At 71.3% G+C, this 14,417-nt stretch carries 12 protein-coding genes; 9 read left to right on the plus strand and 3 right to left on the minus strand.

Features of this window, described 5'->3' with window-relative positions; all coding sequences use genetic code 11:
* Positions 1–63: 63 nt before the first annotated feature.
* From CK206_RS17060 to CK206_RS17070, 3 genes are all read left to right on the plus strand, one after another.
* Positions 64–1,317, plus strand: a complete 1,254-nt coding sequence (locus tag CK206_RS17060; RefSeq protein WP_067713288.1) for an NADH:flavin oxidoreductase — start codon at positions 64–66, stop codon at positions 1,315–1,317.
* Positions 1,318–1,425: 108 nt separating this feature from the next.
* Complete coding sequence (locus tag CK206_RS17065) at positions 1,426–2,289, plus strand: SDR family oxidoreductase (RefSeq protein ID WP_069390420.1); 864 nt, start codon at positions 1,426–1,428, stop codon at positions 2,287–2,289.
* Between the two features lie 5 nt (positions 2,290–2,294).
* Positions 2,295–2,693, plus strand: a complete 399-nt coding sequence (locus CK206_RS17070) for a DoxX family protein (RefSeq protein ID WP_096907104.1) — start codon at positions 2,295–2,297, stop codon at positions 2,691–2,693.
* A 37-nt stretch (positions 2,694–2,730) separates the two neighbouring features.
* Here the strand turns inward: CK206_RS17070 and CK206_RS17075 are convergent, their stop codons facing one another.
* Together CK206_RS17075 and CK206_RS17080 are read right to left on the minus strand one after the other, a co-directional pair.
* Entirely contained in the window at positions 2,731–3,759 is a 1,029-nt protein-coding gene (locus tag CK206_RS17075) for a mechanosensitive ion channel family protein (RefSeq protein ID WP_069390418.1), read from the minus strand.
* 181 nt (positions 3,760–3,940) lie between these two features.
* Positions 3,941–5,452 carry a dolichyl-phosphate-mannose--protein mannosyltransferase gene (locus CK206_RS17080; protein ID WP_067713301.1) on the minus strand — a complete coding sequence of 504 codons (1,512 nt, stop codon included), beginning with the start codon at positions 5,450–5,452 and terminating at the stop codon, positions 3,941–3,943.
* 66 nt (positions 5,453–5,518) lie between these two features.
* Between CK206_RS17080 and rsmI the strand changes: the two genes are divergently transcribed.
* On the plus strand, positions 5,519–6,358 hold the full coding sequence (gene rsmI, locus CK206_RS17085; RefSeq protein WP_096907529.1) for a 16S rRNA (cytidine(1402)-2'-O)-methyltransferase: 840 nt from the start codon (positions 5,519–5,521) through the stop codon (positions 6,356–6,358).
* A gap of 14 nt (positions 6,359–6,372) precedes the next feature.
* Here rsmI and CK206_RS17090 read toward each other — a convergent pair whose 3' ends face one another.
* A complete protein-coding gene (locus CK206_RS17090; RefSeq protein ID WP_096907106.1) occupies positions 6,373–7,602 on the minus strand; it encodes an aminodeoxychorismate synthase component I in 1,230 nt (409 codons plus the stop codon).
* A gap of 156 nt (positions 7,603–7,758) precedes the next feature.
* Between CK206_RS17090 and CK206_RS17095 the strand changes: the two genes are divergently transcribed.
* The 5 genes from CK206_RS17095 to rsmA all read left to right on the plus strand — a co-directional run bounded on the left by CK206_RS17095 (position 7,759) and on the right by rsmA (position 14,411).
* Positions 7,759–9,276, plus strand: coding sequence for a BCCT family transporter (locus tag CK206_RS17095; RefSeq protein WP_244200750.1), 1,518 nt, complete (start codon positions 7,759–7,761; stop codon positions 9,274–9,276).
* A gap of 79 nt (positions 9,277–9,355) precedes the next feature.
* Positions 9,356–11,194 carry a methionine--tRNA ligase gene (gene metG, locus CK206_RS17100; RefSeq protein ID WP_096907108.1) on the plus strand — a complete coding sequence of 613 codons (1,839 nt, stop codon included), beginning with the start codon at positions 9,356–9,358 and terminating at the stop codon, positions 11,192–11,194.
* Between the two features lie 9 nt (positions 11,195–11,203).
* Complete coding sequence (locus CK206_RS17105) at positions 11,204–12,070, plus strand: TatD family hydrolase (RefSeq protein ID WP_096907109.1); 867 nt, start codon at positions 11,204–11,206, stop codon at positions 12,068–12,070.
* 224 nt (positions 12,071–12,294) lie between these two features.
* The gene (locus CK206_RS17110; protein WP_096907110.1) at positions 12,295–13,485 is read left to right on the plus strand and encodes a resuscitation-promoting factor; all 1,191 of its coding nucleotides are present in this window, start codon (positions 12,295–12,297) and stop codon (positions 13,483–13,485) included.
* Complete coding sequence (rsmA, locus tag CK206_RS17115) at positions 13,482–14,411, plus strand: 16S rRNA (adenine(1518)-N(6)/adenine(1519)-N(6))-dimethyltransferase RsmA (protein WP_067713441.1); 930 nt, start codon at positions 13,482–13,484, stop codon at positions 14,409–14,411. Before CK206_RS17110 ends, rsmA begins: the two co-directional genes overlap by 4 nt.
* The last annotated feature ends 6 nt before the right edge of the window (positions 14,412–14,417 follow it).

Below are 14,417 nucleotides of genomic sequence, written 5' to 3' on the forward strand. Positions count from 1 at the left end.
ATCACGACAAATGCGCTGGCCAGACAGGGGACGGGGCGGGTGGAACAGGTTATAGTTCTGCTCATGAGTCTCGCGCCCGGAACACCCGCACCCGATGTCTTCAGCCCCGGCAAGATCGGCAACGTGACGCTGCGCAACCGCATCGTCAAGGCCGCGACCTTCGAGGGGCGCTGTCCCAAGGGGCGCATCACCGACGAGCTCATCGAGTTCCACGCCGAGTACGCGCGCGGCGGCGTGGGCATGACGACCGTGGCCTACCTCGCGACCTCCCCCGAGGGCCGCACCGACAAGCACCAATACCACTGGGGAATGGACGACGGTGGCATGCTGCGCAAGCTCACCGACGCCGTGCACGCCGAGGGCGCCGCGATCTCCGCCCAGGTCGGTCACGCCGGGGCCGTCGCCAACGGGTCGTCCAACGGGCTGCCCCCGCTCGGGCCGTCCCGGATCCCGGCGCCCACCGGCCTGGCGATCACCAAGGCGTGCACGGAGGCGGACATCGACCGGATCGTGTCCGACCACGTCCGCGCCGCCCGCGGTGCGTATGAGGCCGGTTTCGACGCCATCGAGGTGCACTTCGGTCACAACTACCTCGTCAGCGAGTTCCTCAGCCCCAAGCTCAACCGGCGCAAGGATTCCTACGGCGGATCGCTGGAGAACCGCGCCCGCTTCGCCCGCCGCATCGGCCGCGCCATCCGCGACGCCATGGGCGACAAGATCGCGGTGACGATCAAACTCAACATGGACGACGGCGTGCCCGGTGGGTTCTGGATCGACGAGGCCCGCCAGGTCGCCCAGTGGCTCGAGCAGGACGGCTCCGCCGACGCGCTGGTGATGACAGTCGGCAGCTCCCTGCTCAACCCCATCTACCTGTTCAAGGGCGCCGCGCCCCTGGAGGAGTTCGCCGCCACCCAGCCCGCGGTGATCAAGATGGGCATGAAGGTCGTGGGTCCGAAGATGTTCAAGGAGTACCCGTACACCGACGCGTACATGTTCGACGACGCCCGGCAGATCCGCGAGGCCGTGGACCTGCCGATGATGCTGCTCGGCGGGATCGTCGACCGGCCGTCCATCGACAAGGCGATGGGGGCCGGTTTCGAGTTCGTCGCCATGGGCCGAGGCCTGCTGCGTGAGCCCGACCTACCCAACAAGCTCAAGGAGGACGACCGGCGTCGGTCGCTCTGCGTGCACTGCAACCGCTGTATGGCCACCATCTACAGCGGCAGCCGCTGCGTGCTGCGCGAGTACGTCCCGCCGATCCCCGCCCGCGGCGGCCACGACACCCTCCAGGCGACGAGCCCCACGCCACCCGTGTAGAGCGGACGCGCCCGCCCGTCCCCGCCTCACGTGCCCCGTCGGGCCGCTACGGTGATCACATCGGGTGGCCCGCCGCTTTTCGATCCGGGCCCGGACGTGGGGGAGTAGATGTCGAGGCGACGGATCAAGAACTACCGGGGCAGGGTCTGCGTGGTGACCGGCGCGGCCAGCGGGATCGGTCGCGCGGCGGCCCTCCGGCTCGCGGATGAGGGCGCCCGCTTGGTGCTCACCGACCTCAACGCCGAGGGGCTGGCCTCCGCCGAGCAGGCCTGCCGGGACGCCGGTGCGCCCGTGCTCGTGGCCGAGGCGCTCGATCTCACCGACCACGAGGCCGTGATGGCGTTCGGGGAGCGCGTCGTGGCCGACAGCGGTGCGCCCGACGCGATCTTCCACGTGGCCGGCAACTCGGCCTGGGGCCGCCCGGATCTGCTCGAGCACCGGATCTGGCGGTCGATGGTCGAGGTCAATCTCATGGGCACCATCCACGTGGTGGAGGCGTTCGTGCCCTCGATGATGACCGCCCGCAAGCCCGCCGCGCTCGTCCTGGTCTCGTCCGCCGCCGGTCTGCTCGGCCTGCCGTGGCACGCCGCCTACAGTGCCGCCAAGTTCGGGATCCGCGGCGTCGCCGAGGTCCTGCGCTTCGACCTGGCGCCGTACGACATCGGTGTGCACCTCGTCTGCCCCGGCGGCGTCGACACCCCGCTCGTGGAGACCGTCGAGATCGCGGGCGTCGACAGGTCCGATCCCGAGGTGGCCAGGACCGTCGACCAGTTCCGGCGCCACGCGGTCACCCCGGACCAGGCCGCCGAGAAGATGCTCGAGGGCGTGCGCAAGGGGCGCTACCTCGTCTACACCTCCCCGGACGTCCGCATCGGCTTCGCCGCGCAGAAGTTCGCCCCGCCGCTCTACCAGATCGCGATGACGGCCCTCCACCGCCGACTCGCCAAGGCCGGCCGGGGCATCCTCCCGTGAGGGGGATGGAGACCCTCCGGGACGCCGCGATCCTCCTGGCCCGTGTCGGGCTCGGGGTGGTGTTCGCGGCCCACGGGTGGCAGAAGTTCTTCACCCTCGGCCTGAGCCGGGTGGCCGAGCAGTTCTCGAGCTACGGCATCCCGCAGCCGGCCGTCACCGCCGCGATCGTCGCCGGGGTGGAGTTGGTGGCGGGGGCCGCCCTCATCGCCGGGCTCCTCACCCCGCTCGCGGGCATCCTGCTCGGCGTGGACATGGCCGGCGCGTTCTACTTCGTCCACGCCACCAACGGCCCGTTCATCACGCAGAACGGCTGGGAGCTCGTGGTGGCGCTCGGGGTGGGGGCGCTGCTCGTGGCGGCGGTCGGCGCCGGCCGGTTCAGCATCGACAGGGTGCTGGGCGGCTAGCGCCGACCGGGCGCGGACGGCTGTCGCCGCCCGGGCCTCACCCCGAGGCCATCGCGCGCATCGCGGACACCGGGAGGCCGTCCGGGTACGGGGCGTCGATGCCGGCCTCGTCGAAGGCGTTGCGGATGCGGCGCCGCAGCTCCCGCTCGGTGGCCCACTGGGTGTTGGCCTGCGTCACCGCGGTCATCCGCAGCGACCAGAAGTCCGCGTCCAGCGCGTTCACGCCCTGGAGCTCCGGGCCCGAGATGAGGTTCGACGCGATCGGCTCCTCGGCCGCCGCCTGCCTGGCGGTCTCGATGGCCACGGTGCACGCCCGGTCGACGTCGGCGGTGTAGGACACGGGGATCTCGAGGAACGCGACGCCGAAGTCCTGGCTGTAGTTCCCGACCCGGGCGATGTCGCCGTTGCGGCAGTACCAGAGCGTCCCGTGCAGGTCCCGCAGTGAGGTGACGCGCAGTCCCACGTGCTCGACCGTGCCCTCGGCCTCGCCCAGGTCGACCCAGTCACCGACGCCGTACTGGTCCTCGAAGAGCATGAACAGACCGGAGAGGAAGTCCCGGACGAGGGCCTGGGCGCCGAAGCCCAGCGCGACGCCGACGATCCCGGCGGACGCGATGAAGGGCGCCACGTTGACGCCGACGATGGCCAGGGTCTGCAGCACCACCCACACGAGCACGGCGAACGAGACGATCGACTTGAGCACCGACCCGATGGTGGCCATCCGCTGTGCCCGCCGTTCCGCGCGTCGATGCTCGGTCCGCACGTGCTCCGCGGAGCGTCGTCGACTGTTCTTCTTCAGACTCGCGGCGGTGAGACCGCCACTCTCGTCGGCGGTGACCTCACCGCGGTCGCCGTCGGGGTCGAGTTCGACCGTGTGCGCGCCGGCGCGCCGGTCGGCCCGTTCCTGTCGGCGGCGCCGCCACGAGGACGGGGACGCGTTCTTCGACGGGGCGGTGATCCGGTCGATGCCCCGGTGGAGCACCCACCGCACCAGCAGCGCCAGCACGAGGTACAGGGCGATCATGGCCGGCTTCTCGACCAGCCACTGTTGGGTCACGTCGCTCATCGGGAGATCGGCGAAGGGAAGGGATAGCTCGTTCACTGCCGCGACGGTACTGACCGCACACCGTCGGCGACACCTCGTCCCCGGCCGCGGGGCGGGGGGATCAGGCTGCGCCAAGCCGGTGATAAGCGAGCGCTCAGCGGCCGGGCTCAGTACGGGTCGGGTCCGCGCGTGGTCGACCGCGCTAGCGCCAGGACGGCAGCCAGAGCTGGTGGCTCCACTCGGTCTGGGTGATGGGCATCCCCGAGAGGATGGGCAGCGCATAGATGAAGTTCACCGCGACCAGCGCCAGGTACAGGCTGACGATCGCGCGGCCGATGAGCTGCCGCCGGGGGGAGTCGGTGGCCCTGCCGGCGATCTCGCCCAACACCAGCGCGATGATCATGACGAAGAACGGCGCCATGACCGAGGCGTAGAAGAAATACATCTGGCGGTCGTGCTGGAAGAACCACGGCAGGTAGCCGGCCATGTAGCCCACCAGTGGGAACGCGTAGCGGCCGTCGCGGCAGATGACGGCGCGCCAGAACGCCCACGCCAGGACGGGGATGGCCAGCCACCAGATGGCGGGCGTGCCCAGGAGCATGATCGCGCGCACGCACGAGGTCTCCCCGCAGCCGGCGATGCCCTCGCCCTGCTCGACGTAGTAGAGCATCGGCCGCAGACTCATGGGCCAGGTCCACGGTTTGGACTCCCAGGGGTGTCGGTTCCCGGCGGAGGTGGTCAGCGTGGAGTGGAAGTCCAGGACCGACGACTGGTAGTACAGCCACGACTGCACCGCGTCGGGCAGCCAGTTGTCCTCGACCTCGTCGCCCACGACGTGCCGGTACACGGAGTTCTCGTTCGCGAACCAGGGCAGCCAGGTGAACATGTGCAGGATCGCCGGCCAGAGGACGAGGGTGAGGAAGGCCGGCACCGCGTCGCGTAGCAGTGCGCCCGCGATTGGGCGCTGGACCCCGTAGCGGCTGCGCAGGGCCCAGTCCCACGCCACGGTCATCAGACCGAAGAAGGCGATGAAGTACAGGCCGGACCACTTGACCCCCAGTGCGAGGCCCAGCATGACGCCGGCGGCGAAGCGCCACCAGCGGAATCCCAGTCGCGGTCCCAGGCTCGACAGGTGGAGCCTGCCCTCGAGGGCGGCCCGATGCATGCGGGCGCGCATCCGGTCGCGGTCCACCAGCAGGGCGCCGGCGGCGGCGACGACGAAGAGCACCTGGTAGATGTCCAGCATGCCGATTCGAGAGGTCACGAAGCTGACGCCGTCGAGGCACAGCAGCAGCCCGGCGACGAGGCCGAGCTGGGTGGACCGGGTCAGGCGCCGGGTGATGCGCATGACCATGAGCACCACGAGCACCCCGGCCAGAGCCGCGGTGAACCGCCAGCCCAGGGGCGAGTAGTCGAAGAGCATGCCGCCGATGGACTGGATCTGCTTGGCGACGGGCGGGTGGACGACCAGGCCGTAGGCGGGGTTCTCCTCGATGCCGAGTTGGGCGACGTTGTACGACTGCGGTGCGTAGTGCTTCTCGTCGAAGACCGGGGTGCCCTTGTCCGTGGCCGAGGTCAGGCCCCAGAAGCGGGAGAGGAACGCCAGGACCAGGATGGCGCCGGTGGCGATCAGGTCGCGGGTCGTGTCGACCGGGCCGGTGTCGGGGGCGGGCAGCGGGCGTCCTGGTGAGCGCACGCCGATGGTCGAGGTCACAGGCAGAGCATAGTGGGGGCCGAGCGCCGGGCGGGGATGCGCCCGGCCACAGATAGGGTGGTCGTCATGACGTCCGGACGTGTCGTGTTGGCGGCCACCCCCATCGGGAACCCGGCTGACGCCTCGGACCGGCTGCGGCAGGTCCTGGCGACCGCCGACATCGTGGCCGCGGAGGACACCCGCCGGCTGCGTTCCCTCTCGACGGCTCTCGGGGTGACCATCGGGGGCCGGGTGATGAGTTTCTTCGAGCACAACGAGGCCGGTCGCGTGCCCCAGTTGGTCGAGCGGGTCCGCGCCGGGGACGTGGTGGCGGTGGTGACCGACGCCGGGATGCCGGCGGTGTCGGACCCGGGGTACTCGCTGGTCGTGGCGTGCATCGAGGCCGGGCTCCCGGTGACGTGTCTGCCGGGACCGTCGGCGGTCACCACGGCGTTGGTGCTCAGCGGGCTGCCGGTCGACCGCTTCTGCTTCGACGGGTTCCCGCCGCGGCGCCCGGGCCGACGCCGGACGTGGTTGGCCCGGCTGGCGGCGGAGGAGCGCACCTGTGTGTTCTTCGAGTCCCCGCACCGCCTGGCCGACACGCTCGCCGAGGCGGCGCAGGTCCTGGGCGCCGATCGCCGGGCGGCGGTGTGCCGGGAGTTGACCAAGACCTACGAGGAGGTCCTGCGCGGCACCCTGGGTGAGCTGGCCGAGCGGACCGCCGGCGGCGTGCTGGGGGAGATCGTCGTGGTGGTCGAGGGTGCCGACGCCGCCGGGTCGACCGCCACCCTCGAGGACCTCGTGGAGATCGTCGAGGAGCGGGTCGAGGCGGGGGAGCGGCTCAAGGAGGCCTGCGCCGCCGTGGCCGAGGGGTCGGCGGTGACCAAGCGGGACCTCTACCAGGCCGTGCTCGACTCACGCGCCTGAGGGGGCGCGGCGGCTCAGAGCCAGGGCGCGGGACCGCCGCCCCAGGTGAACGCCGCCTTGTGCACGCATTCGTCCCATTCGGCGTCCGGGTCGGAGTCGATGGTGATCCCGCCGCCCACCCCGAGTTCGCAGCGGCCGTCCGGCGCCACCTCGAGGGTGCGGATGGCCACCGCCAGGTCGAGGGTGTCGGCGGTCGCGAACCCGTAGGTGCCGCAGTGCAGGCCGCGGGACCGCGGCTCCCAGCCGGCGATGAGTTCCCGGGCACGCTGCTTGGGGGTCCCGGTGACCGAGGCGGGTGGGAAGGTGGCGGCCACGAGGGCGTCGTGGTCCACCGAGGTGCGCGCCGTGACGGTGGAGACCAGATGGTGGACGCCGGGCGCGGGACGGACGGCGAGCAGGTCGGACACCCTCACCGAGCCCACGTCCGCCACTCGTCCGAGGTCGTTGCGCGCGAGGTCGACGATCATGATGTTCTCCGCGACGTCCTTGGCGGAGGCGAGGAGCTCGGCGGGGTCGCGGTCGGCGGGCACCGTGCCCTTGATGGGGCTGGTGCGGACGTCGTCGCCGGTGCGCACGAGGAACTCCTCGGGGGAGAAGGCCAGCACCGCGCCCCACTCGCCCTCGAGGTACGCCGACCGCGCGGCGGGGGCGCGGCGGGCCAGGGAGAGGAACGTCTCGAGCGGGTCCGCGCGGAGCCTGCCGTCGAGGCGGGTGCTCAGGCAGGTCTGGTAGACCTCGCCGGCGCGGATCGCCTCGAGGCAGTCCACCACGGCACGTCTGTGCGCGCGTCGGTCGGGGGCGGCCCAGGTGAGGGGGATGCCGACCTCGTCGTCGTCGCCACCGTCGTCGCCAACGCCCTCGTCGTCACCGGCGCCCCCGGATGACGGCGGCCCGTACCGTCGGACCACCTCGTGCGGGTCGGGGGCGGTGCCGTCGCCCCGCCACCGGCCGTCCGGGTCGAGCGTGAGCATGCCCGTGGCCGTGCCGCGGACCGCCGCGGGCAGGAGGGGGGCGTCGCCCGCCACGTGGTCGGGGAAGGAGCGGAACCCGACGACGACGAGGTCGCCGTCCGCCGAGAAGACCTGCTCGGTCCGGGTCGGCCGTAGGTCCACGGACGGGATGATCACCGCCGGGGAGTCACGCCAGTCGCCGAGGAACGCCGCCGGGGGACCGATCCCGAGGGCCCGCGCCCGCACGTGGAGAGCGCGCAGGAGCGCCGGCACGGCGGGGGTGGAATCGGGCACCGTCCGATCGTGCCACCCCGGGGCGTCGAATCCACGCCAGGGCCCGATAAGCGTTTTAATATCTTGCGCTCACCTCGGATTGTTGACAGGGTTCGACGTATGCCAAAGTCACGAGAGAAAGCTTTCGACGCGTCGAATGACGGCCCAGAGGACCCTGTGCGCGGGCCCCGTCCGGGCGTCGACTTCACGGTCCTCGTGCCCACCACGATCATCGCGCTCATCGTGGTGATCTGGGGCTCGTTCTACACGAACTCGTTCGAGAACGCCGCCGGTGAGGCGTTCTCCGTCGTCGTGGACACGGTGGGATGGCTGTTCATCCTCGTCTCGACCACAGTCGTGGTCTACGCGATCTACCTGGCCCTGTCCCGGTTCGGCGGCATCCGCCTGGGCGGTGACGACGAGAAGCCGGAATTCTCCACGCGGTCGTGGATCGCCATGATGTTCGCCGCGGGTATGGGCATCGGGCTGATGTTCTACGGCGTGTCCGAGCCGCTCACCCACTTCCAGGAGCCGCCGCCGGGGCAGGAGCAGCAGTACGACGTGGCCATGGCCACGACGACGTTCCACTGGACCCTGCACCCGTGGTCGATGTACGCGATCGTCGGGCTCGCGCTCGCGTTGGCCGCCTACCGCTTCAAGCGCGGCCACCTCATCTCCCAGGCCTTCGTCCCGCTCATCGGCGAGAAGCGGGCCGCGGGGTGGATGGGGAGAGTCCTCGACATCGCGACCATCCTCGCGACGATCTTCGGCACCGCCGCCTCGCTCGGCCTGGGCGCCCTGCAGATCCGCGCCGGGCTCAACGAGACCGGCGCGGTCAGCGGTGGCGGCATCGCCCTGGTCGTGGGCGTCATCGTGGTCCTGGGCCTGGTGTTCCTCGCCTCGGCCGCCTCCGGGATCAGCCGCGGCATCCAGCTGCTGTCGAACATCAACCTCATCCTGGCCGTGTCGCTCGCGCTGTTCGTGGCGATCTTCTCCGGCGCCCTGTTCTTCATGCTCGACCTCATCCCCACCACGATCGGCACCTACTTCTCGAACTTCTTCGACATGGCCTCGCGCACCGCGGTGAGCGAGAACGGTGAGGCCGCCGAATGGCTCTCCGGGTGGACGGTCTTCTACTGGGCGTGGTGGATCTCCTGGTCGCCGTTCGTGGGCATGTTCCTGGCACGTATCAGCCGTGGGCGCACCGTGCGCGAGTTCATCATCGGCGTGGTCCTGATCCCCAGCACCCTGTCGGTGATCTGGTTCTCTATCTTCGGAGGCTTCGCGCTGTATCTCGAGGAGGCCGGACGCAGCGTCTTCGGCGACGGGTCACTCGAGCCGCAGCTGTTCAACCTGCTCCGCGAGCTGCCGCTCGCGCCCGTGCTCATGGTGGTGGCGATGGTCCTCATCGCCATCTTCTTCATCACCTCCGCGGACTCGGCGTCGATCGTCATGGGCGGAATGGCCCAGCGCGGCGTGGAGGAGCCGACCCGCTGGCTCGTCATGCTCATGGGATCGTTCACCGCCGCCGTGGCGATCATCATGTTGGTGGCCGGTGACGGTGGCGGCGACGCCCTGTCGAGCCTGCAGAACATGACGATCATCGCCGCCTCGCCGTTCGTACTGGTGCTGATCGCGCTGTGCGTGTCCATCCACAAATCGCTCTCGCGAGATCCCGCGGCCGAGGCGGCCTGACGCGACCCCGGGGGCGCGCCGGGCGTGCGGGTGTACGCCCGGCACGGCCCCCGCGGACGTGACCACTAGTCTGTAACCCATGGCGAAGACAGTCCTGACCGCGGTCGCATGGCCGTACGCGAACGGCCCCCGGCACATCGGACACGTCTCGGGGTTCGGGGTGCCGTCGGACGTCTTCTCGCGCTACCAGCGGATGGCAGGCAACGACGTCCTCATGATCTCGGGCACGGACGAGCACGGCACGCCGCTGCTCGTGCAGGCCGAGAAGGAGGGCGTGCCTGTCCAGGAGCTCGCGGACCGCTACAACCGGGTGATCGTGGACGATCTCGCCGGCCTGGGGCTGAGCTACGACCTGTTCACCCGCACCACCACGCGCAACCACTACGCGGTGGTGCAGGAACTGTTCCGGGGCCTGCACGCGAACGGCTACATGGTCGCCAAGACCACCACCGGTGCGGTGAGCCCGTCCACCGGGCGGACCCTGCCGGACCGCTACATCGAGGGCACCTGCCCCATCTGTGGTGACGACGGCGCCCGCGGGGACCAGTGCGACAACTGCGGCAACCAGCTCGACCCGGCGGACCTGAAGAACCCGGTCTCCAAGATCAACGGTGAGACGCCGAAGTTCATCGAGACCGAGCACTGGTTCCTCGACCTGCCCGCGCTCGCGGACTCGCTGGGGGACTGGCTCAAGGGGCGGAAGGACTGGCGACCCAACGTCCTCAAGTTCTCGCTCAACCTGCTCGAGGACCTGCGCCCGCGCGCCATGAGCCGCGACATCGACTGGGGGATCCCCATCCCGGTGGAGGGGTGGCAGGACCGCGGCGACAAGAAGCTCTACGTGTGGTTCGACGCCGTGGTCGGCTACCTGTCCGCTTCCATCGAGTGGGCGTGGCGTTCCGGGGAGCCCGAGGCGTGGCGGCGCTGGTGGACCGACCCCGAGGCCGTGTCCCACTACTTCATGGGCAAGGACAACATCACCTTCCACTCCCAGATCTGGCCGGCCGAGCTCATCGGCTACGACGGCCGGGGCGCCCACGGCGGCGAGCCCGGGGCGCTGGGCGCACTGAATCTGCCCACCGAGGTGGTCTCATCCGAGTTCCTCACCATGTCCGGGTCCAAGTTCTCGTCCTCGCGCGGCGTGGTGATCTACGTACGCGACTTCCTGGCCGAGTTCGGCCCCGACGCGCTGCGCTACTTCATCTCGGTCGCGGGCCCGGAGAACCACGACACCGACTTCACCTGGGACGAGTACGTGCGCCGCACCAACTCCGAGCTGGTCGGCGGCTGGGGCAACCTCGTCAACCGCACCGTGTCGATGGCACACAAGAACTTCGGCGAGATCCCGCGGCCCGGCACCCTGACCGACGTCGACGCCGAGCTGCTGCGCGAGGCGGAGTCGGCCTTCGCCACCGTCGGCGCGCACCTCGAGCGCTCGCGGTTCAAGGCCGGCGCCACCGAGGCCATGCGCATCGTCGGCGCCGCCAACCGCTACATCGCCGCCACTGAGCCGTGGAAGCTGGCCAAGGAGCCCGACCAGCGCGAGCGTCTGGGCACCGTCCTGCACACCGCGCTGCAGGTCGTCTCCGACGCCAACACGCTGCTCACCCCCTACCTGCCGTCCGCCGCGCAGCAGATCCACGGCGCGATCGGCGGGCAGGGCGTGTGGGCCGCCGCCCCGCAGGTGCACGAGGTCACCGACGACATGCCGGTCGAGCTCGTCGGAGAGGGGCTGCCCGACGCGGGCCGCAGTTACCCGGTGATCATGGGTGACTACGCCGCCGAGCAGGCGCGGTGGGCGCGCACCGAGATCACCCCGGGCACCCCGCTGGCCAAGCCCAGCCCGCTGTTCGCCAAGGTCGACCCCGAGTTGGCCGAGACCGGGCCGAGCTGGGCGCCCATCCAGCAGGAGGACTGAGGCGACCGTATGGGTAAGCGCAAGCCCCGCCCCACTCCCGTCCTGCCCGAGTCGCTACCCGGGCTCGTCGACGCACACACGCACCTCTACTCCTGCGGTCACCGCACCGCCGACGAGGTTCGCGCCGCCGCAGACCGCGCCGCGCTCGCCGGGGTCGCGGCCCTGGTCACGGTGGGTGACGACCTGGCCGAGTCCGAGGCCGTCGTGGCCGCCGCCGAGGCCGACGAGCGGGTGTACGCCGCCGTGGCCGTGCACCCCACCCGAGCCGCCGAGATCACCGACCCCGAGTGCGGCGAGCAGGTGCGGGCGCGCCTGCGCGAACTCGCCGCCCACCCGCGGGTCGTCGCGGTGGGGGAGACCGGCCTCGACCACTACTGGGTGGGGAAGATGGACGGCTGCGCCGACCCGGCCGAGCAGGAGGAGTCGCTGCGCTGGCACGCCGGGCTCGCCGCCGAGCTGGGCAAATGCCTGATGATCCACAATCGCGAGGCCGATGACGACCTGCTGCGTGTGCTCGCGGAGGTCGCCGGCCCGGGCTCGGGCATCCCGCACGTGATGCTCCACTGCTTCTCCTCGCCGCTGGAGGTGGCGCGGGAGGCGCTGGACCGCGGGTACGTGCTGTCGTTCACCGGCAACGTCACGTTCAAGGCCAACGACCACCTGCGCGAGGCGGCCCGCCTGGCCCCGGCCGGGCAACTGCTCGTGGAGACCGACGCCCCGTACATGGCGCCCGAACCGTTCCGGGGCGCCCGCAACGAGCCCGGCCTGGTGGGTTACACCGCCCGGGCGATCGCGGAGGTCCGGGGGCAGACGCCGGAGGACTTCGTGTCGGAGGTCGCCGACACCGCCCGCGCCGTGTTCGGCCTGACCGTCTGACGGGCGGGCCCGCCCGGGCCGACGACCGGTGTGGCGCGTGGTACTCGTGAGGGCTGAGTGGCGAATGTAACGAAACGTGACCTGAATACCTCGTCGTCGTCGACTCGTTCCCGCATGTCACGAGGGTCACGTTGCCCCGGCGCTGTCCGCTCGTTACGCTATCGTGATGAAACGCGAACGGCTGTACGGCAGTTCGCGGAGCTACCCGAGGAGAGAACCGACAAGTGGTTGACGACGCACGGACCGACACCCCCACGGGCGCCCGACCCACCGCGACCCGAGGCATGCTCGCCCCCGTCAAGCGACTCCACGAGTCCCGCTCCACCATGCTGCGGCTGTCCGTCGCCGGGATGCTCACCACCCTCGTGGTGGGTGGGGTGGCGGCGCTCGACCAGCGCACGCAGTACACCCTCGAGGTCGACGGCGAGCAGGTCGAACTGGTCACCTTCAGCTCCGACGTGCGCGCCGCGCTCGCCGACGCCGGCTACAGCGTCGACGACCGGGACGTGGTGATCGCGCCCGGCGACAGCATCGACGACGGCGACACCGTCACCCTGCTGCGCGCCCGGCCCGTCACCGTCGAGGTCGACGGTCGCAGCGAGCAGGTCTGGACCACCGCCACCACCGTCGCCGACCTCGTGGCCGAGCGCGACGACGTCCCGCCCCGCAGCTACGTCAGCCCGCGCATCGACGCGGACGTCCCGCTCGACGGCACCACCGTCTCCGTGGTGACCCCGCGCGAGGCGCTGCTGTCCGACCACGGCGGCCCCGCCACCCCGATGGCCTCACCCGGTGAGACGGTCGGGCAGTTCCTCGAGCGCGCCGGCATCACCCTCGGCCCGCTGGACACTGTCACCCCGGCCCCGGACGCCCCCGTCGAGCCCGGCACCGAGGTCACCATCACCCGCGTGGCCGTGGCCGAGGAGACCGCGGTCGAGCAGTTCGAGGCCCCCGAACAGACCACCGAGGACCCCGAGGCCACCGAGGGCGAGCGCACGGTCGTCGATCCCGGTGCCCCCGGCGAGCGCGAGGTCGTTTACACAATCACCCGCGTCAACGGTGTCGAGACCGAGCGCGCCCGCGGCGCGGAGAAGGTCCTCACCGAGGCCCGCCCCGCCGTCGTCCGCGTGGGCACCAAGCCCAAGCCCGCCGCGCCGGCCGTCTCGAACGGCGGCGTGTGGGACTCGATCGCCCAGTGCGAGTCGGGCGGGAACTGGAGCATCAACACCGGCAACGGGTACTCCGGCGGGCTGCAGTTCGCCGCCGGCACCTGGACCGGCCACGGCGGCGGCCAGTACGCGCCCAGCGCGCACCTCGCCACGCGTGAGCAGCAGATCGCGATCGCCGAGAAGGTCCGGGCCTCGCAGGGCTGGGGCGCCTGGCCCGCCTGCACCTCCAAGCTGGGTCTGCGCTGACCGGCCCGGACGCGACCTTCCGCGGGCAGGCCGACCCTCTCGGCCCGCAGGAGGTGCGCGCGCTCGCGGAGGAACTGGGCATCAAGCCCACCAAGACCCTTGGACAGAACTTCGTCCACGACGCCAATACGGTCCGCAAGATCGTCACCGCCTCCGGCGTGGGCCGAGACGACACGGTGATCGAGGTCGGGCCGGGCCTCGGGTCGCTGACCCTGCCGCTGCTCGACGCCGCCGGCCACGTGGTGGCCGTGGAGATCGACCCCGTGCTGGCCACGCGCCTGCCCCGGACCGTGGCCGAGCGGGCCCCGCAGCTCGCCGACGCACTGACCGTCGTGGGCGCCGACGCGCTCGCGGTCTCCGGCGCCGACCTGGGCGGCCCGGGGGTCCCGCCGCCGACCGCGCTGGTGGCCAACCTGCCCTACAACGTCTCCGTGCCCGTGCTGCTGCACATGCTCGCCGAGGTGCCGACCCTGCGCACCGCGCTGGTGATGGTGCAGCTCGAGGTGGCCGATCGCCTCGCCGCCGCCCCAGGCTCCCGCGTCTACGGGGTGCCCAGCGTCAAGGCCGGGTTCTTCGGCACCGTCCGCCGCACCGGCACCGTCGGCCGCAACGTCTTCTGGCCCGTCCCCAACGTCGAGTCGGGCCTGGTGCGGATCGACGCCTACCCCGAGGCCCCGTGGGACCTGGGCGAGGCACACCGGAAACGGGTGTTCGCGGTGGCCGACGCCGCGTTCGCCCAGCGTCGCAAGACCCTGCGCGCCGCCCTGTCCGGGTGGGCGGGCTCCGGCGCGAACGCCGAACTCGCGCTGACCGAGGCCGACGTCGACCCCAAGGCCCGCGGTGAACAACTCACCACCGCCGACTTCGTCCGGATCGCCGAGGCGGCGGTGCGGCTCGGGATCGGACCGGCGCACCGGGAGCCGTAGGCTGGT

The organism is Dietzia sp. WMMA184 (assembly GCF_002441635.1).
In the GTDB taxonomy this organism is placed as follows: Bacteria; Actinomycetota; Actinomycetes; order Mycobacteriales; family Mycobacteriaceae; genus Dietzia; species Dietzia kunjamensis.

Excerpts from the sequence above, each read along its gene's own strand:
- CK206_RS17060 (WP_067713288.1), top strand. The coding sequence starts at position 64 with ATGAGTCTCGCGCCCGGAACACCCGCACCCGATGTCTTCAGCCCCGGC.
- CK206_RS17070 (WP_096907104.1), top strand. The coding sequence starts at position 2,295 with ATGGAGACCCTCCGGGACGCCGCGATCCTCCTGGCCCGTGTCGGGCTC.
- rsmI (WP_096907529.1), top strand. The coding sequence starts at position 5,519 with ATGACGTCCGGACGTGTCGTGTTGGCGGCCACCCCCATCGGGAACCCG.
- CK206_RS17105 (WP_096907109.1), top strand. The coding sequence starts at position 11,204 with ATGGGTAAGCGCAAGCCCCGCCCCACTCCCGTCCTGCCCGAGTCGCTA.
- metG (WP_096907108.1), top strand. The coding sequence starts at position 9,356 with ATGGCGAAGACAGTCCTGACCGCGGTCGCATGGCCGTACGCGAACGGC.
- CK206_RS17075 (WP_069390418.1), bottom strand. The coding sequence starts at position 3,759 with ATGAGCGACGTGACCCAACAGTGGCTGGTCGAGAAGCCGGCCATGATC.
- CK206_RS17065 (WP_069390420.1), top strand. The coding sequence starts at position 1,426 with ATGTCGAGGCGACGGATCAAGAACTACCGGGGCAGGGTCTGCGTGGTG.